This is a genomic window from Pseudomonadota bacterium, assembly GCA_039028155.1.
Taxonomy (GTDB): domain Bacteria; phylum Pseudomonadota; class Alphaproteobacteria; order SP197; family SP197; genus JANQGO01.
Genome location: JBCCIS010000008.1, coordinates 41,417 through 65,820, shown reverse-complemented (window position 1 = coordinate 65,820; position 24,404 = coordinate 41,417). Strand labels below are relative to the sequence as shown.

Below are 24,404 nucleotides of genomic sequence, written 5' to 3'. Positions count from 1 at the left end.
TTAATTGTTGCAACTCATTCTCAATTGCACTGTTTGATCAAGGCGTCAAGCGGGTTTGCGGCCTCCAACGATAATCGTGACCACGTGGCAGCCAGGACCTCGCGTGATGTCTTAGTTGTTGCCCAGACCTTCCAAAAGATCCTTGAGCAGCGTCTCGGTATTGAGTGGCTGGTCGCCGCCCTCTTGTGACGGCTGTTCATCAGCAGGTGTTTCCCCCGTCGGCTGATCGCCGCCACCCGTTTGGTCCTGATTGCCGGTCAGGATGTTTAAGAGATCTTCGGCGTTCAGATCCTCGACGTTCTTTGGCTCCTCCGGCGGCTCCTCCGGCTTCGCCTCCGGCTGAATAACGGCCTGATCCTCCGCCGATTCGGCGCCTTCAACCGGCGGTTCTTGGCTCGGCGCTTCTTCGATTATCTCAACGTCCTCGATAACCGGCTCCACCGTCTGAGGTTCCTCCGTCACGGGCGGCGTGCTGGCCTCGGCGTCCGGCTGGTTGCCGGTCAGGATGTTCAGCAACTGGCCGGCCGTACTATCGTCGTCCTCGTCGCCGTACTTGCGTATTGCCGTCTCGACGGCACGCTGCACGAGAAAAGCCTGCAACTCGCGCGTATCGACCACACGATTGGGGTTGTCGATCGGGCCGTCGAGCGAGATCAGGATGCGCGGCGAGTTCTCGTGTTCGGTCAGCTCCATGACCCCGTCCAGGTCAACGAGCCAACGCGGCAGATCGGCCAACAGCGTGAAGCGGGCCGCGCCCGCTTCCATGATCGCGCGCAAGTCATCGGAGCGCACAATGCCGTCGGTGACGACAAACGTGCCTTCGACCTCGGTAAATCGCGTCTGGCCGCCGCTGGTCGCATCGTCCATCAGGGAGGCAATGGCAAGCTCGTTATCCAGGTTGTCCAAACGCTCGCTGATCTTCGGCAGGTCGAAGCCGTCGATCACTCCGTCGATCATGGAGAGGTCGCCGTTGCCGGCCAGGCTCTCGATCAACGCGCGTTCGCTGTCGCCCGATCCGTTCAGACTGCCCTTCAGATAGAGCCGGCCGGTGATATCGCCGTTGTCGGCGAAGTGCAGCAGCACCTGCTGGGCATCGACATCGCTGGCGACGAAGTCGACCGACACCGTGTTGGGAGATCCGTCGCCAAGCTGACCCGTCACGTCGATCTGACCGTCAAACACGCCGCCCCGGAACTGTTCCAGTTGCAACACGCCGTCGTTCAATGTCGCGACGATCACCGGGTTGTTGAATGTGAGGTCCTGCAGGGTCGCACTGGCGCCGGTGATTTCGGCACGGCCATCCAGGCTGCGTAACGCGGCGAGGTCGAGCGGTTCCGACGACCAGCGTGACCCGCCACCCTCACCGTCCGAACCGCCGGCGGATTCACTGGCGGAACCGCTGCTTGCCTGGCCACCGCCATCGTCCGCGCCGCCGGCCAGGAAGGGGTCGAGATAGAGGTTGTCGCCCGCCAGCCTGAGGTTGAAGTAAGGCCGCTCGCCTTCCAGGTTTCCTTCCAGCGTGCCGTTCAACGTCGATGGACCGATGGTCGACGACACCAGGTGACCGGACACGCCAGACGCATCGCCTTCCGCCGTTATCGTGAGGTCCAGGAGACCGACCGGTTGCATCGCATCCACCGCGCCGACAGCCGCCATCAATGTCGCGAACTCGCTGTGTTCAAGTTTGGCGCGGACGTCGTAACTCGGCGCGGCAGCAATACCGGTCACACTGCCGCTCGCCCGCAACGTCGCATCCACCGCCTCGAGCACCGCGTTGAACGTCGCCTCGTTGCCATCCGTATCGACGTCGGCGGCGAAGGCAATCGCTGAGTCCCTGGCGCCGCCGACATCGCCGCCAAACGCCCGCACCAGGCGCATGTAGCTCTCGCTGCGCAAACCCAGCCGGCCGTCGAAGCCGGGCGTGCCCAGCACGTCGCTAAGCGTACCATCGGCCGACGCCGAGCCGAGCGCGGTCTCCAGCCTCTGCTTGACCTCGGCCGTCGACGTGTCGCCCTCGACGCTGCCGACCAGGCTTGTGGCGCCCAGATCTTCCGGCGACACCGGAAGATCGATGGCCAGCAAACGCACAAGCCCGCCGATGTTGGGTGCTTCAATCGCATACCGTACCGAAACCGCCGTTGTCGCCGGATCGATCAGACCGGCCGCGCGAACCGACGCATCCGCGATGTCGGCGCTGAAGTTTCTGAGATCGATGCGGCGATCGATCAGCGTGCCGTCCAAGACCAGCGAGTCGATGGCGACGCCGTTATAGGTCAGCGCGCCGACCCGTGCCTTGATGTCCGCGTTGATTTCCGGCATCGGCGGCAGTGCCAACCCGGTCGCGGTTTCCGACGAACCGTCTGACTGCTGGTCGACCGCCACGTCACCGGCACCATCGTCCGGCACCGGGCTGACGATGTAGGCGTCCAGGTTGATGCGATCGAGCGCGACGTTCGCGGTGACGGCCGGTATGCCCGTCCAATCAGCGCCCAGGCTGCCGGTCATGCGGGAGGAATCAATGCTGAGGTCCATATCAACCAGGGCGACGACACCGGGCTCCACACTGAATGAGGTAAAGAGGTCGACCCGTCGCAGACGTTCGGCGGCCATCTGCGGCAATTCGATCTGAAGCCAATCCAGGGCGGCGCGGATATTGTCGGATGCCAACTCCATCTGGCCACGAAAGGCCGGTCGGTCGAGATCGCTGTCCAGCTCTCCCGTCACCGCAAGACTGGTGCCACCCGGCAGACCCGCGCTGAGCTGTTGAACGGCAATCACGCCGTCTTCCATCTGGGCGATCAAATGCGCTTGGCGGATGACGCCTTCCTGATAGGTCACCGCGCCGACCCGGATGTCCGCCGTGACCGCCAGCCCCGCCATGGGGTTGTCGTCGGCCAGGCCTTCGTCGCCTGCGCCATCTTCACCGACCAATTCATCGCCGCCGGCCTGCGCGTCGCCTTCCGTGTCGTCAGCGGGAGCACCGGGCTCGCCGGCAAACATTGCCGCGAGCCGATCACCATCCAACTGATTGGCGCTCAGCGCGATATCCACGGTGGTGATCTCACCCAATGCGACCTCGGCGTCACCAGTCGCCCGCAAGTCGCCGAGCGAGAGCGCGAGATCAACCAGGCTGATGGCTTCGCTGCCGGCCGAGACCTGGGCATCCAGTTCGAATGTTTCATTGGTGAGTTCGCGGACGGCCGGCGACAGGTCGGCAACCAGCGGTGTCAGCGCCGCCGCCAGTGAGTCGGCTTGCACGATCAGGCTGCCGGACGCCTTTGGCGCGCTGTCGATCGCCTCCAGATTGCCGGTGAAGGTCAAGCGCGCAACTTGATCACCCTCGATCAGCCTGAGGCTGATCGGGATCGTGGGCCGTGACAAACTGCCGACATCAACGGCGAAACTGGTCGTCACGCCGCGCGCGGTGAGGCTTCCGTCCGCCTCAAACGGTCCCTGCAGTGTCCGCGCCTGGGCGGTGAGCGCGATGTCGCCGATCGTTTCGTCGACACCGCCGGCAAGGTCGCGATAGATCACCGTACCGCCGACAATCTCGACCTCGTCGATTCGAACCTCGGTCTGGTCGCCGCTCGGCGATAACGAACCGGACCCGGTTCCGCCGGCGGCGTCGGCTGTGCCTTCGAAAGTCAGGTTGCTTGATCCGTCGGTCAACGTCTCGACCAGCAGGACTGGATTGACGATCCTGATGCTCTCGACCTGTACCTCGCCGGACAGGAGTGGGGTGATCGCGACGACCGCCTGGATCGTCTCGGCGCGCAGCATCGGCTCATCGGAGGCGCCAGGCGCGTTGGCGATTTCCACATCCTCGATCGCCGCGCCGATCGACGGCCAGAACGTCACGTGGATGTCGCCGCCAAGCGTCACCTCGCGTCCGGTCGCGGCTTCCAGTTCAGCCGCGATTTCACCCTTGTACTGATTGAGGTCGACAAACAGGGCCACGGCGATGACGGCAACGATCAACAGGGCGACGAGGCCCATGACCGCATAAAACAGCTTGCGCACCTTCGATGCCCTCCCTTTTCGCGGATTCAGTATCCCGCGTTGTTGCGCGCCCGGCCCTTTGCTTTAATCTAGGTGCGAATGGGGCTTTGAACAAACGACGAAAAAACAACGCGTACAATCGTTGGAGCAATGGGCGAAGTCGTAGATTTCAACCGATACAAACAAGCCAAGGAAGCCGGCGGCCAAAAAGGGCGGCCTAGACGGCGCAAAACCCCGGGCGGGCGCGGCTTTAGCGACGATACGACCCGCCAACTCTCGCTCGGCACGCCCAGCCCCGAGACCAACAGCAAGACATCCGAGGACAACGATCCTCCCGAAGCCGGCTGAACCGCGCCAGGAAGGCTGGCTAGCCCTGTGATAGAAGGCCCTGTTCGTTCACATCTTGGTGTCACCATCGCCTCACCGGGTTCGGTCTGACCGTGTCTCAGACGGCTCAGTCGCGCCTTGCCGGTTTCTTCCGCAACGAGCAGATCGTCTTGGCGATGCTTGCGGTTATCACGGGCGTCGCGGCCGGTTTGGGCGGCGTCGCCTTTCGCTATGCCATTTCTGGCGTCCAATACCTGGTCTATGGCAGCGGCACCAACCGCCTGAATACCTTCGTTGAGTCCTTGCCGTGGTGGCAGATCCTGCTGGCGCCCGCCGTCGGTGGTCTGGTCGTCGCGTTGATGGCGCGCTACCTGACCAGCGATCGGCGTTTTCATGGCGTGCCGGATGTCATCGAAGCGAGCGCGCTGCATGGCGGCCGCATGAAACTGCGGGACGGCTGCGTCGCCGCGCTGGGTTCGTTTACGTCACTCGGCTTCGGCGCCTCGGCCGGACGCGAGGGGCCCGTCGTGCACATCGGCGCCGTGCTCGCGTCAACCGTCGCCCAATGGTTCAAGCTTAGACGCAGTCTGACCATGACGCTCTTGGGCTGCGGTGTTGCCGCCGGCATCGCGGCCTCGTTCAACGCTCCGATCGCCGGCGTCTTCTTCGCGCTCGAGGTGGTCATCGGCCACTATGGCCTCACCGCCTTCGCGCCCGTCGTGCTGGCTTCGGTCATGGGCACGATCGTCACGCGCATTGCCTTCGGCGACTTTCCGGCGTTTGCCGTGGAATCACACGTCATCGTCTCGCTGTGGGAGACCCCGGCTTTTGCCCTGCTGGGTATTGTCGCTGCCGGTGTCGCGTATCTCTTCATGTTCGGGATCTTCTTTGTTCAGGACACCCTGTCGTCGCTCAAGATCCCCATGATTCTGCGGCCCATTGGCGGCGGTCTCCTGGTCGGCGCCATCGCCGTCTTTTATCCGCAGGTTCTGGGCGTCGGCTATGACGCGACGGATACGGCGCTCCAGGGCGGCATGACGATTGCCCTGATGTTGACGCTTGTCGTCCTGAAGACCGTGGCCACATCGGCCACCTTAGGATCGGGGTTCGGCGGCGGCGTCTTTTCGCCGTCAATCTACATCGGTGCCATGCTGGGCGGCGCGTTCGGGCTTATCGCGAGCCTGACCCTGCCCGACTACGCCAGCCATCATTCCGTCTATGCCATTGTCGGCATGGGCGCGGTGGCGGGCGCTGTGCTGGGCGCGCCGATCTCCACCATCCTCATCGTGTTCGAGCTGACCGCCAACTTCGACCTGACCATCGCCGTGATGATCGCGACCGCGTTGGCGTCCCTTATCACCAACCATGTGATCGGCAAATCGTTCTTCCGATGGCACCTGGAGCGCCGGAATGTCGATGTTGCCGGCGGCCAGGTCCGCGCGCTGATGCACGACACGCGGGTCAGCAAGATTGTCGACAAAGAGCCGCCATCCCTGGCGCCCGATGCCGACAAACCCGCGATCCTCGCGGCACTCGCCATCTCGCCGAAGGGCGACTTCGTGGTTGCCGGCGCCGACCAGACCTTGCTCGGCGTGGTGACGCTTGAAGACCTGCGGCCCCTCCTGTTCGGCGAGACCGATACCGACGAGACGGCCGGGCAACTGGCACGCGAGCCGCGCGTGCTCCTGATGCCGCAGGACGATCTGGCCTTGGCACTTGACCGCATGGACAAATGCGACGACGACTTCATTCCTGTCGTCGACAACGACACGGATATGCGGCTCGAAGGCATCGTCAGAAAGCGTGATCTGGTGCGCGAGCACAACCGCGCGCTTGTCGATGCCAGCACCGAATCACGCGGCGGGACGATTTAGTCCCCATGTCTGATGTTGCCATTTTGTGCTAGTTTCCTGTAAAGCCAATTCCTAGCCATGTCCCAGACGGAAATCGCACCATCCGCCCCTGCGCCGGCCGATCACATGCTGGCCCACCTGAACGAGGCGCAGCGCCAGGCGGTCGAAGCCGCTGACGGTCCTGTTCTGGTGTTGGCGGGCGCCGGCACCGGCAAGACACGCGTGCTTACTGTGCGCCTGGCCTACATCCTGCAGACACGGCGCGCCATGCCGGCCCAGATCCTGGCCGTGACCTTCACCAACAAGGCCGCACGCGAAATGTCGGACCGGATTGCCGGGTTGATCGGCAGGCCGACCGACGGCATGTGGCTGGGCACCTTCCACGCCATCGGCGCACGCATCCTGCGCCGTCACGCCGAGCTGGTGGGGCTCAAGTCCAACTTCACGATCCTGGATACCGACGACCAGCTGCGCCTGATCAAACAGGTGATCGAGGCCGCGCGGATCGATGAAAAACGTTGGCCGGGCCGCGTGCTCGCCGCGATCATCAGCCGCTGGAAGGATAAGGGCTGGACGCCTGAGAAGGTGCCGGCCGAAGATGTCGGCGACTTCGCCCACGGCAAGGCGGTCGAGCTCTATAAGGACTACCAGGATCGATTGACCGCGCTGAACGCCGCCGATTTCGGCGATCTCCTGCTGCTCTGCCTCAAGCTCTTCACCGAGCACGAGGACGTGCTGGCCGACTACCAGCGCCGCTTCCGCTACATCCTGGTCGACGAATACCAGGACACCAACGTGTCGCAGTACCTGTGGCTGCGCCTGTTGGCCCAAGGCGAGCGCAACATCTGCTGCGTCGGCGATGACGATCAGTCGATCTATGGCTGGCGCGGCGCTGAGGTCGGCAACATCCTGCGCTTCGAGGACGACTTTCCCGGTGCCACCGTGGTGAGGCTCGAACGCAACTACCGTTCGACCGCCAACATCCTGGGGGCGGCCTCCGGCCTGATCGCCCACAACCAAAGCCGGCTCGGCAAGACGCTGTTCACCGAGCCGCCTGATGGCGACAACGGCGAGCCCGTCCACGTTCAGGGCGTGTGGGACGAGGCCGAGGAGGCCCGCACGGTCGGCGAGAAGATCGAGGAGCTGCAACGCCAGGATCACCTGCTGAACCACATGGCGATCCTGGTGCGCGCCGGCTACCAGACCCGCGCCTTCGAGGAACGGCTGATCACCATCGGTGTGCCCTACCGCGTTATTGGCGGCTTGCGGTTCTATGAGCGCCAGGAGATCCGCGACGCCATCGCCTATTTCCGGCTCTTGAACCAGCCCGATGACGACCTCGCCTTCCAGCGTGTCGTCAACACGCCGAAGCGCGGCCTGGGCGATAAGTCGCTGCAGACCCTCTATGCGGTCGCGCGCAGCCGTGGCCAGTCACTGCTGACCGCATCCCAGCTTATTGTCGAGACTGACGAATTGCCGCCGCAGCGCCGATCCGCCTTGCGCGGTTTCGTTGAGGACCTCGCACGCTGGCGTGCCGAATCGACGACCATGCCGCCTTCCGAACTGGCCGAGCTGGTGCTGGACGAGTCCGGCTACACCATGATGTGGATGCAGGATAAGTCGGTGCAGGCGCCAGGCCGCTTGGAGAACCTGAAAGAACTGGTTCGCGCCATGGCGGAGTTCGAGACCCTCGCCGAGTTCCTGGATCATGTCAGCCTGGTGATGGACGTGGAGACCGGTCCGGACGAGGACATGGTCAATGTCATGACATTGCACAGCGCCAAGGGCTTGGAGTTTGAGACCGTGTTCCTGCCGGGCTGGGAGGAAGGCGTCTTCCCTAACCAGATGGCGATCGACGAGAACGGCTATGCCGGGTTGGAAGAAGAACGGCGCCTGGCCTATGTCGGTATCACGCGCGCCAAGACCCGCGCCATCATCCTCTATGCCGGTAACCGCACCGTTCACGGCCAGTGGCAGAACAACATCCCCTCCCGCTTCATCGACGAACTGCCCACCGATCACATCGATCGTGGCGATCACGGCGGTTATGACATCGAGCAGGACGACGACTCGCTCTGGGAATCGGCCATGCGCCGGCCCAGTTTCGGTGGCCGGCAATCGAACTACTACCGGGTTGTCGAAGCCCGCGCCAAACGCTTCGACGATGGCAGCGAGGTCTATGTGCCCGTCGGCCAGGGCCGCGGTGTTCCGGATATCGGCACCCGCGTGTTCCATCAAAAGTTTGGCTATGGCGAAGTACAGGCGATTGACGGCAACAAACTCGACATCGCCTTCGACAAGGCCGGCGACAAAAAGGTCATGGCCGAGTTCGTCGAACCGGTCTGACCACGGTCGCTACGCCTTCTCCCTCCATGACGGATCAGCTTCTCTGGCAGGTTACTCTGGTTGCCGCGAAAGCCGACGTCGAGACAGTCGACGACGTCATGAGCGACGCCGGCGCGCACTCGATAAGCAGCTTTGAGGCAGACGGCGGCCCGTCGTGGCGTGTTACCGCACTGTTCGCCGACGAACCCGCTCACGATGCCCTGGTCAACGCGCTCATTGCGGCGCTCGGTCCCGAGACCGGTGCGATCGACGATCTCGATATCGCGCAACTGGAGCCGCGCGATTGGGTCAGCGAGAACCTCGCGGCGTTTCCGCCGCTCGCCGCCGCCGGCTTCTGGATCCACGGCAGTCATACCGACGCGCCGGACAACGACCTGATCCCCATCGTGATCGATGCCGGCCCCGCCTTCGGCTCAGGCGAGCACGCGACAACGGAAGGCTGCCTGATCGCCATCGACACACTCGCAGCGACCACCAAGGTATCGCGCGCCCTCGACATGGGCTGCGGCTCGGGCATCCTGGCCATCGCGATTGCCAAACGCTGGCCCGATGCCGCCGTGTTGGGTGTCGACAACGACCGGCCATCGGTCCGCTTCGCGCGCGAAGCGGTCGCCACAAACGGTGTCGCCGAACAGGTGACGATCGCAGAGGGCGATGGTTACAGCGCCGCCGAGGTTGACTCACGTGGTCCCTACGATCTGATCGCCGCCAACATTCTGCTTCGGCCCCTGGTCGCCATGGCAGCCGATCTGGCCTGCCATCTGGCGCCCGGCGGCACGGCTGTTCTATCGGGTCTATTGGTCGATCAGGCCGATGCGGCCGTCGCCGCCCATGAGAAACACGGTCTCGTGCTTGTCGACCGCCACGATCTGCGCGGTTGGACCGCGCTGGTCATGACCAGGGATCGTTAGGCGACCCATACGACGTCGGTGTCGATCGTGCCGTCGTCGTTCAACCGAAGCCGGCGATAGGCCGGCGGTTCGTCCGTGAAGGTCGCGTCGACACCCATCTTGTTCAGGAATTGCGCGCAGGTCGCTGGTGTGCCCAGCCGCCTGACGCCGTTGCGCATGCTGTCATGGATGTGATGAATGTGCCCCCACAGCAAGCCCTTCACGGCCTCATGGCGATCCAGGACGTCGTAGAGGGCATCGGCGTTCATCAGGCCGCAGACATCGAGCGGACTGCCAATCGGTACCGGCTGGTGATGCATAACGACCATGACATGGGGCGTGCCGGCCTCGCCGATCACGCGGTCTAGGGCATCAAGGCGTTGGTCGTCCAGATGCCCCTCGGTCTTATGGGGGATCGTCGTGTCGACGAAGACCAGGGTCCAGGCGCCGACTTCTTTGGTTGGCACATAGTGGATGGCACCGCCGACCAGGCCGTCCTCCATGGCGGGCACCAGGTCATGATTGCCGGGTATGATGTAGACTGGCAGGTCCAGCGCCGACAGAATCGGCCGCAACCGGTCATAGGCGACCGGCTTGGCGTTGTCGGTCAGATCGCCGGTCGCCAAGACGATCGCGGGCGTCGTCTCGTCGCGGCGGATGGCATCGACAACCTGCTGCAGCGTGGCCAGGGAATCGCGGCCATGCACGCGCTTTTCTGGGTTACTGTGGATATGTAGGTCCGTGATCTGAACGATGTCGACGCCGCTGGTCATCCTGCCCCCTTTGTGTCGACGTGGTGACACGCGGTCGATTCCGATACCCCTTGTTGCCACACGCGTCCACGGCCCGCTACCCTCCGGGCTTCAATTCTGGACGGGATCATGACGGCAACAAGCAAGAAGCAAGGATCCTATCGCGGCGACGCCGTGCTGGCCCGACTGTTGGCGCGCGAGAAGTCGGGCAAGAGCGTCGCCGATGTCCGCGGTCTGCTGGCGGGCGTTATCGCCGCGCCGCCCCTTTGGCAGCCCGACAGCTGGATCGAATTGGTCGACCGCAATCCCGATGACGAGCTGATTGGCGAGCTCAAGGCCCTCAAAGAGGTCATGGCGGCAGACCATGAAGATGGCCTCGACGCCGGACCGCCGGCACCGGCCTGGCGCCTGCAGGCGCTGCGGGAGGAACTGGAACGGCGCGGCGTTGACGGTTTCCTGATCCCGCGTGCCGACCAGCACCAGGGCGAATATGTCGCGGCGCGCAGCAACCGTCTCTTGTGGCTGACCGGGTTTTCCGGTTCCGCCGGCCTGGCGGTTGTCCTGGCCGATCAAGCGGCGATCTTTGTCGATGGCCGCTATACCTTGCAGGCGGCGGATGAAGTGGACGGCGACCACTTCGAACACCGTCATCTCATTGAGCAACCGGCGACCGACTGGATTACCGAGCATCTGGGCGACGGCAAGACACTCGCCTATGACCCCTGGCTCCACACGCCGCCTTCGGTTCGCCGGCTGGAACAGGCCTGCGCCAAGGCGGGCGGCAAACTTGTGGCGCTCGACAGCAACCCCATCGACGCGGTCTGGTCGAACCAGCCGGCCGCGCCCCTGACGCCCGCGGTTGTTCACCCGCTTGACCTGGCCGGTCGCGATTCCAAAGACAAGATCGACGAGATCGCCGCGGCGCTGACCACCGATGGCCATGGTGCGGCGATCCTGTCGGACCCGGCGTCGGTCGCCTGGCTCCTGAACCTGCGTGGTCAGGATTTACCGAATACGCCGTTCTGCTTGAGCTGGGCGATTGTCGAGGCAAGCGGCCGGGTGCAGCTCTTCGTTGATCGCCGAAAACTGACACCGGCGCTGGTCGAGGCGGTCGAGCGCAACGCCATCGTGAACACGCCGGGCGCGTTGCCATCGGCCATCGATGCCCTCGCCGCAAAGGGGGCTCCCGTCAGATTGGACAGCGCGAGCGGCCCAATGTGGTTTGCCGACCGGATCGAAAAGGCCGGTGGCACGGTGGTTGAAGGCGCCGATCCCTGCCGATTGCCCAAGGCCTGCAAGAACGACGTCGAGGTCAAAGGATCGAAGGCGGCTCACGTCAGGGATGGCGCCGCTTTGACCCGTTTTTTGCACTGGTTGGCGATACAAACGGGTCCAGGCAGCAACCAGGAACTCGACGAAATCGGCGTCGCCGAACGTCTCGGCACCTTCCGGGCGGAAGGCGAGCGCTACCGAGGCCCCAGTTTCGATACAATCTCGGGCGCGGGTCCGAACGGTGCCATCGTGCATTATCACTCGACCGAGCGGACCAATCGGAAGCTGGAGCAAGGCGACCTCTACCTTGTCGATTCCGGCGGCCAATACGAGGACGGAACGACCGACGTCACCCGCACCATCGCCGTCGGAGAACCGAGCGACGACCAGCGCCGCCACTTTACGGCGGTCCTGAAGGGCCATATCGCCATCGCGACGGCGCGTGTGCCGGCCGGGACCAGCGGCGCGCAGATCGATGCACTTGCCAGGGCACCGCTGTGGCAGCTGGGTCTGGATTATGATCATGGCACCGGTCATGGCGTGGGCAGCTATCTTGCCGTTCATGAAGGACCGCAAAGCATCTCCAAACGGCCCAGCGATGTCGCGCTCAAGCCGGGCATGATCATTTCCAATGAGCCCGGCTACTACAAAACGGGGGCCTACGGTATCCGCATCGAAAACCTCATCGTCGTGCGCCAGGATGACACGGAGAGCGAGCGTCCCATGCTGCGCTTTGAGACGATTACAAAGGCACCGTTGGACCGGCGCCTGATCGCGGTGGAGGAGCTCAACGAGCTTGAGATCGCGTGGGTCGATGCTTACCACCGCGACGTTCGCGAGACGTTAACGCCAACGCTGGACGCTGCGACCGCAGCCTGGCTGGCGGACGTTACGCGCCCGCTTGCCGACGGAGCATGAAACACGCCGGCCAAGCATCGCTCGATCGATTGGAGACGATGCTCGATCAGTTGCGCGGTTTCGACGGTATCACCGAACGCAAACGCGGCATCTTCTATCAGAAGTCCAAGGCATTTTTGCACTTTCATGAAGATGACGCCGATCTGTTCTGTGATGTCCGCCTGGCGCATGACGCGGACTTCGAGCGATTTCCGGTCACCACCTTCCGTCAACAGCAGGATGTGCTAAAGCGTGTTAAGCAGGCGCTTCGTCACGCCTGACGACAGCACCTTCCCGGGAGCCATGTCATGACCAGTTCTCTGCTCGCAACGCCAGCCGGTAAGACGCGCGCCCGCGCGCTCGGCATCCCGTTCAACGGGTTGCCCGGGACCAACAATGCCATCACCGACGTGCCGGGCGTCGAAGTTGGCTACGCGACGCTGATCGAGGGCGAGGGCGATCTCGTCGTCGGCCAAGGACCGGTCCGCACCGGGGTCACAGCAATCATCCCGCGCGGGCGCGCCAAGGCGGCCTTCCCGGTCTGGTCCGGCATGTTCAGCCTGAACGGCAACGGCGAGCTGACCGGCAGCTGGTGGGTCGACGAGGCCGGCCACTGCGACGGACCGATCACCATAACCAACACCCATTCCTGCGGCGTGGCGCGCGACGCCACGATCGAATGGCTTCACAAGAACGCCAACAGCTATGGCGACGGACCGTCATGGGGCCTGCCGGTCGCGGGTGAGACCTATGACGGATATCTTAATGATATCAATGGTTTCCATATCAAACGCGAGCATGTGTTCGAGGCCATCGACAGCGCGCGTTCCGGCCCGGTCGAGGAAGGCAGCATCGGCGGCGGCACCGGCATGATGCTCTATGGCATGAAGGGCGGATCGGGCACCGCGTCGCGCGTCGTCGACCATGACGGTTCCGCCTACACGGTCGGCGCGTTCGTTCAGGCCAATTTCGGGCGGCGTAAGGACCTGATGATCGCCGGTATGCCCATGGCCGAGCATCTACCGGGCATCGATCCCTATGACGTCGACACCGGTTCGATCATCGCCGTGGTCGGCACCGACGCGCCGCTTCTGTCCCATCAGTGTAAGCGGCTGGCGCGGCGCATCGGTCTGGGGATCGGCCGTGGCGGCTCCTTTTCCGGTCACGGCTCCGGCGACATCTTCCTCGCCTTCACGACCGCTGGCTCCGACACGTTGATGGCCGGCGGCAGCTACCTGGAGCTCTCCTGCATCCCCGACCACAGGCTCGACCCGTTCTTCGACGCGGTCGTACAGGCGGTGGACGAGGCGATCATGAATGTGCTCGCCGTCAGCGAACCGATGATCGGCATCAACGGCAACCCGGCCGAAGCGCTGGACCGCGACCGTCTTGTCGCCGTGCTGAAGGACCACAAACGCTGGGTCGAACCACCGGGCCTGCCCTGACTAAGCCAACACCATGTTGAACTGACCGTGTGTACCGCCATCGTTGATCGGCGCGAAGTCGACAACGACGTTCTCGCGCTGCGCGGGATCCTCGATACGGCGCAGGAGTCCGTCCTTGGTGTTGCCCGGTTCGCCGGCAAAATACATCTGGGTGACCAACTCTCTGCCGTCGGGTGCCCGAACCGCGAAGTGCAGATGCCGCGTGCGGCCGGGATAGAGACCAGGCCTGATGGTCTTGAAGCGATAGGCGCCGTCGCCCGCCGTGATCGTGTGCCCAAAGCCTTGGAAGCCTGCATCCACCGCGCGGCTGCTCGAATCCAGCGGGTGGTGATAGCGACCGGCCGCGTTGGCCTGCCACAGCTCCACGCGCGCTCCATCCAGAGGTGTGCCATCGATATTGAGGATATGGCCGGTGACGTGAATCACCTCCCCGGTCGCGCCAACCGACGCGCCGTCAACCGATGTCAGATCGTTGTCGTCGTCCAGCGGCAGCTCAAGCGGATAGAACGGCCCGGATGTCTGACGCGGCGTTGTCACGAGAGAGGCCCAAACCGGCGACGCGGCCGCGCTTCCGGCGGCCAGGCCGGTTGCCATAAGCCTTCGCCGTGACAACTGACTGAATGCTGGCGTCATAGGTGCATCCTCAGCAACACGCCCCATCACGACCCAAACATGGCGATCGAACATAGCACCAGTCACCTTTACGCGAGCGGCTCACTGACCGATCAGTGTCAGCCACTCCTCTTCGGTCATGACGGTGAGGCCCAGCTCGGTCGCCTTCTTAAGTTTCGAACCGGCGCCTGGACCGGCGACCACAATATCGGTCTTCGCCGAGACGGAGCCGGCGACCTTGGCGCCCAGGCTCTCCGCCGTTGCCTTCGCCTCCTGGCGCGTCATCGCTTCCAGACTGCCGGTGAAGACAACGGTCTTGCCCGCGACGGCGGTGTCTGAGGCGGCCGCAGCCATGTCCTCGACGTCGAGCTGGTCAAGCAAACCCTCGACGATCTCGCGGTTATGCGGTTCGGCGACAAACTCGATCAGCGCCTCGGCGGCGGTTTCGCCGATACCATCGATGTTCAAGAGGTCGTCCCAGTTCTCGCCCTCGCCCAGTTTGGCCTCGCGCATGGCCTTATAGAACGCGGCCGCCGAGCCATAACTGCGTGCCAGGACACGGGCGGTTGTCTCACCGATGTGACGAACGCCCAACGCATTAATGAACCGATCGAGGCCAATCCGGCGGCGGTCCTCGATGGCCTGGAACAGGTTGCGCGCCGAGACCTCGCCCCAACCATCCTGATCGGCCAGGTGGTCATCCGCCTCTGCATCGCGCTTGGCGAGGGTGAAGATGTCGACGGGATTTCGGATCTCCTCGCGATCCCAGAAGAACTGGACCTGTTTGTCGCCCAACCCCTCGATATCGAACGCGTTGCGGCTGACAAAGTGGCGCAGGCGCTCGACCGCTTGGGCCTCGCAGATCAAGCCACCAGTGCAGCGCCGAGCGGCGTCCAGCTTGCCGGTCTTGGGGTTATGTTCGCGCACGGCCATGCTGCCGCAGATCGGGCACTTCTGCGGGAACTTGTAACGTCTGGCGCCTTTGCGCCGTTTCTCTTTGACCGGGCCCAGAACCTGGGGGATGACGTCGCCGGCGCGCTGCACGATGACCGTGTCGCCGACCCGCACATCCTTGCGCTCGATCTCCTCCTCGTTGTGCAGGGTCGCGTGCTGCACGACGACACCGCCGACGGTGACCGGTTCCAGGACCGCGACCGGCGTCAACGTGCCGGTACGTCCGACCTGGATCTTGATCTCCTTCAGGACGGTCTGCGCTTTTTCTGCCGGGAACTTGTGGGCGATCGCCCAGCGCGGCGCGCGGCTGACAAAACCCAGCCGGCGCTGCCAATCCAGACGGTCGATCTTGTAGACAACGCCGTCGATGTCATAGGGCAGATCTGCGCGCTCCTCACCAACTGAGCGGTACAACTGGAGCATGGCATCAAGATCGTGGCACAGCGCGATATGGGGGTTCACCTGAAATCCCCAGCGTTTGAACGCCTCCAACATACCCCAATGGGTCTCCGCAGGCAGGCTGTCGGCCTCACCCCAGGCGTAGACGAAGAGCTTGAGGTTGCGCGACGCGGTGATGGCGACATCGAGCTGACGTAGCGAGCCGGCGGCCGCGTTGCGCGGATTAGCGAAGCGCGGCTGGTCTTCCGCCTCGCGCGCCTCGTTCAGCGCAAAGAAGTCGTCGCGCCGCAGATAAACTTCGCCACGAATCTCGAAAACGTCGGGCATATCGTCGGCGTCAACGCGCTCCGGCACGTCGTCGATTGTCGCGACGTTGGCGGTAATGTCCTCGCCGACATTGCCGTCGCCGCGTGTCGCCGCGCGCACGTAACGTCCGTTCTCGTAGCGAATGGAAACGGCCAACCCATCGATCTTGGGTTCGGCGACGACCGCGACATCCTCCGCCTCGTCCAGCCCAAGGAAACGACGCACACGCTCCAGAAAGTCCGCGACATCCTCGTCGTCGAACGCGTTGCCCAGGGACAGCATAGGCACGGAGTGGGTGACCGTCGCGAAGCCTGCGGCCGGACGCGCACCGACACGCCGGCTGGGGCTATCGTCGCGGACGAGGTCGGGGTGCAACGCCTCGACCGCCTCGTTGCGTCGGCGCAGCGCATCGTAGTCGGCGTCAGAGATCTCCGGAGCGTCCTGCTCGTGATAGAGCTTGTCGTGATGAGCGATCTCCTCAGCGAGGTGGGAGAGTTCCGCTGCGGCCTCCTCCTTGGACAATTCTTCGACTGGCCGATCGTCGGATGCAGCATCGGTCACGACACGCCCGCCTTCAGCAGACTATCGGCGGCCGCGCGCGCTTCCTTGGTCACCTTGGCCCCGGCCAGCATGCGCGCGACTTCCTCGCGCCGCGCGTCCAGGTCCAACGCCACCGCGTCGACAGATGCCGACGTCTTGCTGGTCTGCTTGGCGATCCGGACGTGGCGATCAGCGCGGGCCGCGACCTGGGGCGAGTGGGTCACGACCAGAACCTGGCCATCGCGTCCCAGCGCCTGAAGCCGCTCGCCGACCGCGTCAGCGACCGCGCCGCCGATACCGGCATCGACCTCGTCGAACACCATGGCGGCACCCGGGCGCTTTTCCGCCAGCGCAACCTTCAACGCCAGCATGAAGCGCGACAACTCGCCACCTGATGCAATTCGTTGCAGTGGTCCCGGTTCGGCGCCTGGATTGGTCGCGACAAGAAAGGCAATCTTCTCGGCGCCCGCCTGGCCCCAATCGTCGCGATCCAGCGGCTCCAGCGTGGTCTCGAACCGCGCCTTGCCCATCTTGAGCGGCTTCAGTTCCGTCGCAACTTTGGTGTCGAGCGCCTTGGCGGTCTTCTTGCGGGCGGCTGTCAATCTGCGGCACTGCTTTTCGAACGCACCCGACGCCTTGGCCTCCGCATCGCCAAGCTTGGCAAGGACGCCGTCGCGATCATCGATCAAGGCGAGCCGGTCGCGCAGGCGTGTCAGCATGGCCGGCAATTGCGCCACCGTGACCTGATGGCGGCGTGCCGCCGCGCGTAACCCGAACAGACGCGCTTCAATCGTCTCCAGGTCATCGGCATCGCCTTCCATGTCGCGCCCGGCAAGCGTCAATCTGGCAATGGCTTCGTTGGCCTCGGCGACGGCGCGATCGAGGGCGCCGATGGCGGGGTCCAATAGGCCGGCGGCCTGGTCCTGAACACGCGACAGTTCGCCAGATGCCACGCGCAGGGTCGTATCAAGGCCGTTCTCGCCTTCGAGTGCGCTGAGCGCTGCGTTGATCGCTTCGACGATGCGCTGGGCATTGACCAAACGAGATCGCTGACCGGCCAACGCCTCCTCCTCGTCGGCTTGCGGATCGAGCGCTTCCAGTTCGGCGAGTTCGTCGCGCAGCGACGCTTCGATATCGCGGATCTTCGCCTCGTCCTCGCGCGCCTCGTCCAACGCTCGCCTGGCATCGCGCCACGCGCGCCAGGCTTGGCCAACCGTTGCTGCCTGTTTTTCCAGCCCGCCGAACGCGTCAAGCAGCGCGCGGTGGGTCTCCGCGCGCAACAGGCCGCGCTGATCATGCTGGCCATGGACCTCGATCAAGAGCTCGCCCAGACGCCCCAGCAGCCCGACGCTTGCCGCCTCGTCGTTGACAAAAGCGCGGCTGCGCCCGTCCGCCTGGACGACGCGACGCAGGACCAGATCCTCGCCGATCTCGAACCCCTGCTCTTCCAGGATTGCGGTTACCGGATGGCCGGGCGGCACATCGAACGTCGCCGACACGACGGCGCGCTCGGCTTTCGGTCGGACCATCGCAGCATCGGCCCGCACGCCAAGCGCCAGTCCCAACGCATCCATCAGTATCGACTTGCCGGCGCCGGTCTCGCCGGTCAGCGCGGTCAACCCGGGGCCGAACTCCAGCTCGACCCGATCGATGACCACGAGGTCGCGGACCTGAAGCGAGGCAAGCATGACAAACCCGCCGCCGCTAACGTCGTCTGAAGTGGGCTGATATCACCGGTCCGGCCCCTGCATGCATGACCGCTAGCCCTCTAACTCTGTGGACTCGGCTATCCAGGAGTCTTCGTAGAGTTGCGGCACCAGGTTGCGCTCGGCGAGCATCTTGTAGCTATCCTCGTACCAGACGCTGCCCGGGAAGTTGTAACCAAGCACCGCGGCTGCAGTCTGGGCCTCGCTGACCACACCAATCGCCAGATAGGTCTCGGTCAGCCGCATCAGCGCTTCCGGCACGTGGCTCGTCGTCTGGTAGTTGACGATGACGACCTGGAAGCGGTTCAGTGCGGCGATCCACTCGTTGCGGTTCTGGTACCAGCGGCCGATCGCCATTTCCTTGCCGGCCAGATGATCGTCGGTCAGCTCCAGCTTGAGCTGCGCATCGCGGCCATATTCTGTGTTGGGGAACAAACGCACGACCTCGGTGAACGCCTGGCGCGCCAACTGGGTCATGCGCTGATCACGGGCAACATCCGAGATCTGCTCATAGTAGCTCTGGCCGATCAGATAGTAGGCATACGCGACATCCTTGTGGCCGGGATGAAGCTGAATAAATCGGTCGGCCGCCAGGATGGCGTCGTCGTAGTTGTCGTTCTGGTAGTAGGCAAACGCCGACATCAGCTGGGCGCGCGTCGCCCACTGGGAGTACGGGTGCTGGCGCTCGACCTCGTCGAACTCCCTGGCGGCCTCGGGATACTGGCCGGCGATCAGCAGGTTGAGCGCTGTGTTGTAGAGATCCTCGACCGGCCGCTCGACATAGGGCTCGGGCTCGGACTCACAAGCGCCGAGCACCAGCGCCGTTGCCACCAGAAAGATCGCGCCGCCGCGACCGGCTCTTTCGGATAGGAAGCGTAGAGACAATGGAAAGACCCGCCATGTTTGCATGCGTGGGATCATAGCACCGGACCCGCCGACGTCCTATACGACGTTCGCCCGCGGAAGCAAAGTTGAGAGCAAATCGGGCAGGTCGCGCATGGTGTCAAACGTCGATTTGGCGCCGGCAGCCATAAGATCGTCACCATGGCCTGGGCGGCAGTGGCTGGCGCCACAAAAACCGAGGACAGTCATGCCCGCGGCCCGCCCGCCACGCACACCGGGGACGCTGTCTTCGATGACAATGCAGGCATCCGGTGAAACGGCCATTTCCCTGGCCGCCAGCAGAAACAGGTCAGGCGCCGGTTTACCGTTCTTCACCATGGTCGCGCTCAGAACCTTGGGAAAGCGATCATAAAGCCCGACATGGCCAAGGGTCACGCTGAGCCGCTCCGGCGTACTGCTCGATGCCACGCAATAGGCCATACCCAGGGAATCAAGATGATCCAGCACGTCGGCGACGTGCGCTACGGCCTCCAGGTCCTCGCGCAACAGGGCCATCTCTCGGTTGTGGAGACGCTCGGCCATATCGTCCGGCATTGGCCGTCCGGTCTCGTCTTCGATGGCCGCCAACATGCTGTCATTGGACATGCCGGTGAAACGCTCTGCGATGACCTCGGCGCTGATCGGGAAACCCGCATCATGCAGTTCGATCGAGGTTGCGACACACGACAGTGGCTCGCTGTCGATCAAGACGCCATCGCAGTCAAAGACAATCAGCCCGTATCGTTGATGAGCTGAACCGCTCACGGTTTCAGCCAATCGACGTCGATCCGAACGGTACTGAAAAGAAAGAGCAGATCCCAACCTATTGGGATCTGCTTGAGGCCGTCGTCACAGATCACTTTGATCGACGGCCGTTAAGGCAGGGAGACACAAGGACAAGGAACTCAGGCGCTGGCCACCATCGGCATCTCAGGCCAGTCGCTCGCTTCTACATAGTCCGACCATTCCCATGCGCTGTCGTCGGCAAAGATCGCCTTCAGCAGCTCGACATTCAGCGCGTGGCCGGAGCAATGGCCGTCGAACGAACCGATAATTGGCGCACCGGCAAGGGCTAGGTCGCCGATAGCGTCGAGCACCTTGTGGCGGGCAAACTCGTCGTCAAACCGCAGGCCACCTTCGTTAAGCACCTTATCGCCGCTGACAACGATAGCGTTGTCGAGCGAACCACCAAGCGCAAGGCCGTTGGCCTGCAGGCCAGCGACGTCTTCCATCAGTCCGAATGTGCGCGCCCGCGACACGTCGTTCTTGAACGTATCGGCGGACACCTGGACGGTGGCTCGCTGACGCGCGATGCGGCTGTTGTCATAAATGATCTCGCAACTGACCTGACGTCCGTCAAACGGCGTCAGGGTGGCACGCTTGTCGCCGTCTTCAACGGTCACGGGCTTGCGGATACGAACGGCGCGGCGCGGCGCATCCAGCGTCTCGATGCCGGCGCACTCGATCAGAAAAACGAAGGGCGACGCGCTGCCGTCCATGATCGGCAGTTCAGCGCTGCTGACCTCGACGACGGCGTTATCGATGCCGCAGCCGGCCAACGCGGCCATGACATGCTCGATCGTCGCCAAAGTGGCGCCGGAGGCATTGGTCAGGGTCGTGCAGAGAAACGTGTCGGAGACGTAGTCATAGCGCGCCGGAAACAGCCGGGCGCCATTTTGAAGATCGGTGCGCTCGAAGACGATACCGGAATTGGCCGGAGCGGGCCGCAGCGTCATCGACGTCTTCTCGCCGGAATGCAGGCCTATACCTGTGCACGAGATCGGCGTCTTCAGCGTCGTTTGTTGTGTTGTGGCCACTACTGGCCCTCCTTACTCTAGGTCCAACGGATCCACCCCCGGATCCCCATCGCACCCGGTCACCAGCGGAAATATTCTATCCTGCGGGCGAGCGCTCCAGAGACGTTACCTAACAACCGCCTCTGGAGCCCTCAAGTCACTCTTTGTTACAGGATGTTTCAGTCCTGCAGGAGCCGTCGATCAGTTCGCCTGACGACGCAAAAATGCTGGAATATCAAGCACATCGTCCTCGACAGAGCTGATTTCCATACTGGTGTCTGAACCGCTGGTGAGCGACGGTTCCGAACGGGTCTGACGCGCCGGTTCCGGTGCCGGTTGCTCGACCTTAGGTTCGGCCCGCATTGCCGGTTCCGCGCGCACCTTGGTCTCGGAGCGCGTGTCCTTGGCGCGGCCCGTTCCCGTCATCCGTTCAAACAAACTCGGACGCCGGGACTCACCGGTACCGTTGGCTAGCGCCGAAGCCGCTGCCGGATCGGCCTTGGCCTCGGGCTCAGGCCGGCGCTGGGGCTGGACCGGCGCCGGAGCAATGAAGCTTGCTTCCTTGGCCGGCTGCACGGGCTGGGCCGGTTGCGCGGGCTGAGCCGGAGCCGCCGGCATGGCGATCGCCTTGGGCGCGGCCGGCGCCTGGGGCGCGGGCTTGGCTTGCGGCTCCACCTGTGTGCGGACCTGCGGCTGTACCGGTGCCTGAGGCTGGACGGGCACCTGCACCTGCGCAGGGGCCTGTACCGGAGTGGGCGCCGGCATGGCGGGCGGGACCGAGACCTGCGGCTGTGCCGCTGCCTGAGGCTGCGGTGCCGCCATTGTCTCCGACAACGATTTCGCCTGCACCGCCGGCTGGGAGGTGTAGGTCGGCTTCGCCGCCTGCTGAGGCATCGCCGGACGGACGGTGACCGGCTCCGGCGCCAGGTTTTCGGCCGGGCTCAACATGGACTGCGGATCCTCGGTCTCGCTCTGCGTCTGCGTGTTCAGCGCCAACGCATGCTGACCGGCACTTGCCGTGATACCGCTTCCGGCAACCGGCGTCCTGACCGACTGGCCGCCTTCGATGGCGGTCAGCGATGGACGGCCCGGCGAGCCGACGGCCATGCCCTCGGCCTCGATGCCGGTGGCAACCAACGACACGCGAACAGCCCCTTCCATGTCGTCGTCGAAGGCCGCGCCGAAGATGATGTTGGCGTCGGTATCGACTTCCTCGCGGATACGGTTGGCCGCTTCGTCGACCTCGAACAGCGTCATGTCGGGACCGCCGGTGATGTTGATCAGCACACCCTTGGCGCCCTTCATGGAGACCTCGTCGAGGAGCGGGTTGGCGATTGCCGCCTCCGCCGCTTCCAGCGCACGACGTTCGCCACCGGCTTCACCGGTGCCCATCATGGCCTTGCCCATCTCGCTCATCACCGAACGGACATCGGCGAAGTCCAGATTGATAAGGCCGGGCTGCACCATCAGGTCGGTGACGCCCCGGACGCCCGCATGCAACACGTCGTCCGCCATCTTGAAGGCGTCGGCGAACGTCGTCTGATCGTTGGCGACCCGGAACAGGTTCTGGTTCGGGATGATGATCAGCGTGTCGACAAACTGCTGCAGCTCACGCAGTCCCTCCTCGGCAAGGCGCATGCGCTGCGCGCCTTCGAAGTGGAACGGCTTGGTGACGACGCCGACCGTCAGCATGCCCTGCTCACGGGCGGCGCGCGCCACCACCGGCGTCGCACCGGTACCTGTTCCCCCACCAAGGCCGGCGGTGATGAAGACCATGTGGGAGCCGATAAGCTGCTCCATGATCTCTTCGATCGCTTCTTCGGCCGCGGCCTTGCCAATGTCTGGTCTGGATCCCGCACCCAGGCCTTGCGTAATCGACGTTCCCAGCTGGATCTTGCGCTCGGAAATCGTCTGGTTAAGGGCCTGCGCATCGGTATTGGCGACGACGAATTCGACGCCGTTAAGCCCGCAGGCGATCATGTTGTTGACGGCGTTGCCGCCAGCACCGCCAACACCAATGACGGTGATACGCGGCTTCAGGCATTGCGTTTCGGGAACGCCCAAGTTGATTGTCATATGTTGCCTCCAGCACAAAGAATGACGCCCATCTTCTGTTGGCCGCTTGGCCTACCACCGCCGATCCGGACCGCGCCCGCCCGGACCCACACCTTCGTCACAAGTTCTCCCGGAACCACTGACCTAGCCGACCGAACCGGCCGAGCAGACCGCCATGGGCGGGCCAGTGGGAAAAGCTCATCTCGACTTCGTCGTGTTCCTTGACCGCGTAACGCAGGAGACCGGCGCAGGTGGTAAACGCCGGGCCTGACGTTGCTTGGGCAAGGCCCTTGAGCCAAAGGGGGTTGCCGACGCGGACCTGCTTGCCGAGGATCTGGCCAGCCAGGTCTCTCACGCCATGGAGTTGGCACGCGCCACCGGTCAGGACCAGCCGGCGTCCGGCAAGCTTCTCAAGCCCGACAGACTCCAGGCGCATGCGCACCATCTCTAACGTCTCTTCAATCCGCGGCCGGATGATGCTGACCAGCATCGATCGCGGCACCTGATTAACGTTGCCGTTGTCGTGCTCGCCGATCATCGGCACGTCGATCATCTCGCGGTCATCGTCCGTGCAGCCGTAGGCGCTGCCGTAAAGGATCTTCAGCCGCTCGGCCATTTCGGCCGGCGTCGACAGCACGCGCGCGATATCGTTGGTGACATGCATGCCGCCGACCGGCACAGCGTCCACGTGTATGCAGTCGCCGTCGAAGAACACGGCAACGGTCGTCGTGCCGCCACCCATGTCGACCACGGTGACACCCAGATCCATCTCGTCTTTGACCAGGGCGGCCAGCGCCGACGCATAAGGCGTCGATGCGCGGCCCGCGACGTCCAGGTGACAGCGGGTGACGCAGGTCTCCAGATTGGCCAGCGGGCCCTCGCCCGTCGTCACCAAATGAACGTTGACGCCCAGCCGGTCGCCGACCATGCCGCGTGGATCGCGAATGCCGCGGTTGCCGTCGATGCTGTAGCCGACGGGCATGGCGTGAATGATCGACTGGTCGACTGTGTCGATGGTCTGCCGGCTCTGCATCATCACCCGGCGCAGATCGGCCTCGCCGACCTGGTGGCCGTTGATTGTGACGTCGACGGCGACAGTGTGCGAGCGCGGCTGACCGGCGGTGATGTTGACCCAAGCGTCACGCAGTGTTTCGCCGGCCATTTCCTCAGCCGCGTTGACGGCGGCGGCGATCGACTCTTCAGCCGCTTCCATGTTGACGACGGTGCCGGCGTGCACACCGCGCGACGCCTGGCAGCCTATGCCGGTGACCCGCAAGCCACCGTTGTCGTCCGGTCGCGCGACGAAACAGCACACCTTGGTGCTGCCGATATCGATAGCTGCGACGAGCCCTGAACGCGGTGTCATGGTTTTC

General features: G+C 64.0%; 16 protein-coding genes. 6 read left to right on the top strand and 10 right to left on the bottom strand.

Translation table 11 applies throughout. The features are described from left to right. Positions 1–111 precede the first annotated feature (111 nt). Positions 112–4,020 carry an AsmA family protein gene (locus tag AAF563_06370; GenBank protein ID MEM7120880.1) on the bottom strand — a complete coding sequence of 1,303 codons (3,909 nt, stop codon included), beginning with the start codon at positions 4,018–4,020 and terminating at the stop codon, positions 112–114. A 419-nt stretch (positions 4,021–4,439) separates the two neighbouring features. Here AAF563_06370 and AAF563_06365 point away from each other — a divergent pair, with 419 nt between their 5' ends. Genes AAF563_06365 through AAF563_06355 form a run of 3 tightly spaced genes read left to right on the top strand, consistent with a single transcriptional unit; the run spans position 4,440 to position 9,436 of the window. Next, the gene (locus AAF563_06365) at positions 4,440–6,200 is read left to right on the top strand and encodes a chloride channel protein (GenBank protein MEM7120879.1); all 1,761 of its coding nucleotides are present in this window, start codon (positions 4,440–4,442) and stop codon (positions 6,198–6,200) included. 57 nt (positions 6,201–6,257) lie between these two features. Beyond that, on the top strand, positions 6,258–8,525 hold the full coding sequence (locus AAF563_06360) for a UvrD-helicase domain-containing protein (protein ID MEM7120878.1): 2,268 nt from the start codon (positions 6,258–6,260) through the stop codon (positions 8,523–8,525). 26 nt (positions 8,526–8,551) lie between these two features. Beyond that, the gene (locus tag AAF563_06355) at positions 8,552–9,436 is read left to right on the top strand and encodes a 50S ribosomal protein L11 methyltransferase (protein MEM7120877.1); all 885 of its coding nucleotides are present in this window, start codon (positions 8,552–8,554) and stop codon (positions 9,434–9,436) included. Here AAF563_06355 and AAF563_06350 read toward each other — a convergent pair. Beyond that, positions 9,433–10,188 carry a metallophosphoesterase gene (locus AAF563_06350; protein ID MEM7120876.1) on the bottom strand — a complete coding sequence of 252 codons (756 nt, stop codon included), beginning with the start codon at positions 10,186–10,188 and terminating at the stop codon, positions 9,433–9,435. The genes AAF563_06355 and AAF563_06350 overlap by 4 nt on opposite strands. Before the next feature lie 108 nt (positions 10,189–10,296). On the opposite strand from AAF563_06350, the gene AAF563_06345 reads away from it, so the two are divergent. The 3 genes from AAF563_06345 to AAF563_06335 are packed head-to-tail and all read left to right on the top strand — an operon-like array spanning position 10,297 to position 13,781. After that, on the top strand, positions 10,297–12,357 hold the full coding sequence (locus AAF563_06345) for an aminopeptidase P family protein (protein MEM7120875.1): 2,061 nt from the start codon (positions 10,297–10,299) through the stop codon (positions 12,355–12,357). Further along, positions 12,354–12,617 (top strand): hypothetical protein, encoded by a 264-nt coding sequence (locus AAF563_06340; GenBank protein MEM7120874.1) that lies wholly within the window; start codon positions 12,354–12,356, stop codon positions 12,615–12,617. Before AAF563_06345 ends, AAF563_06340 begins: the two co-directional genes overlap by 4 nt. A 27-nt stretch (positions 12,618–12,644) precedes the next feature. Continuing rightward, a complete protein-coding gene (locus AAF563_06335) occupies positions 12,645–13,781 on the top strand; it encodes a P1 family peptidase (GenBank protein MEM7120873.1) in 1,137 nt (378 codons plus the stop codon). On the opposite strand, the gene AAF563_06330 is transcribed toward AAF563_06335, so the two are convergent. The 8 genes from AAF563_06330 to ftsA form a co-directional block, all read right to left on the bottom strand. Further along, positions 13,782–14,375, bottom strand: coding sequence for a protocatechuate 3,4-dioxygenase (locus AAF563_06330; GenBank protein MEM7120872.1), 594 nt, complete (start codon positions 14,373–14,375; stop codon positions 13,782–13,784). Positions 14,376–14,495: 120 nt separating this feature from the next. Then, positions 14,496–16,613 (bottom strand): NAD-dependent DNA ligase LigA, encoded by a 2,118-nt coding sequence (gene ligA, locus AAF563_06325; protein ID MEM7120871.1) that lies wholly within the window; start codon positions 16,611–16,613, stop codon positions 14,496–14,498. Continuing rightward, entirely contained in the window at positions 16,610–18,280 is a 1,671-nt protein-coding gene (recN, locus tag AAF563_06320) for a DNA repair protein RecN (protein MEM7120870.1), read from the bottom strand. Before recN ends, ligA begins: the two co-directional genes overlap by 4 nt. A 72-nt stretch (positions 18,281–18,352) precedes the next feature. Next, positions 18,353–19,129 carry an outer membrane protein assembly factor BamD gene (locus AAF563_06315; GenBank protein ID MEM7120869.1) on the bottom strand — a complete coding sequence of 259 codons (777 nt, stop codon included), beginning with the start codon at positions 19,127–19,129 and terminating at the stop codon, positions 18,353–18,355. A gap of 111 nt (positions 19,130–19,240) precedes the next feature. Further along, a complete protein-coding gene (locus AAF563_06310; protein ID MEM7120868.1) occupies positions 19,241–19,945 on the bottom strand; it encodes an HAD family phosphatase in 705 nt (234 codons plus the stop codon). Between the two features lie 140 nt (positions 19,946–20,085). Beyond that, positions 20,086–20,997 (bottom strand): UDP-3-O-acyl-N-acetylglucosamine deacetylase, encoded by a 912-nt coding sequence (gene lpxC / locus AAF563_06305; protein ID MEM7120867.1) that lies wholly within the window; start codon positions 20,995–20,997, stop codon positions 20,086–20,088. Between the two features lie 180 nt (positions 20,998–21,177). Next, on the bottom strand, positions 21,178–23,052 hold the full coding sequence (gene ftsZ, locus AAF563_06300; GenBank protein ID MEM7120866.1) for a cell division protein FtsZ: 1,875 nt from the start codon (positions 23,050–23,052) through the stop codon (positions 21,178–21,180). Positions 23,053–23,149: 97 nt separating this feature from the next. Beyond that, positions 23,150–24,397 carry a cell division protein FtsA gene (gene ftsA, locus AAF563_06295; GenBank protein MEM7120865.1) on the bottom strand — a complete coding sequence of 416 codons (1,248 nt, stop codon included), beginning with the start codon at positions 24,395–24,397 and terminating at the stop codon, positions 23,150–23,152. Positions 24,398–24,404 lie beyond the last annotated feature (7 nt).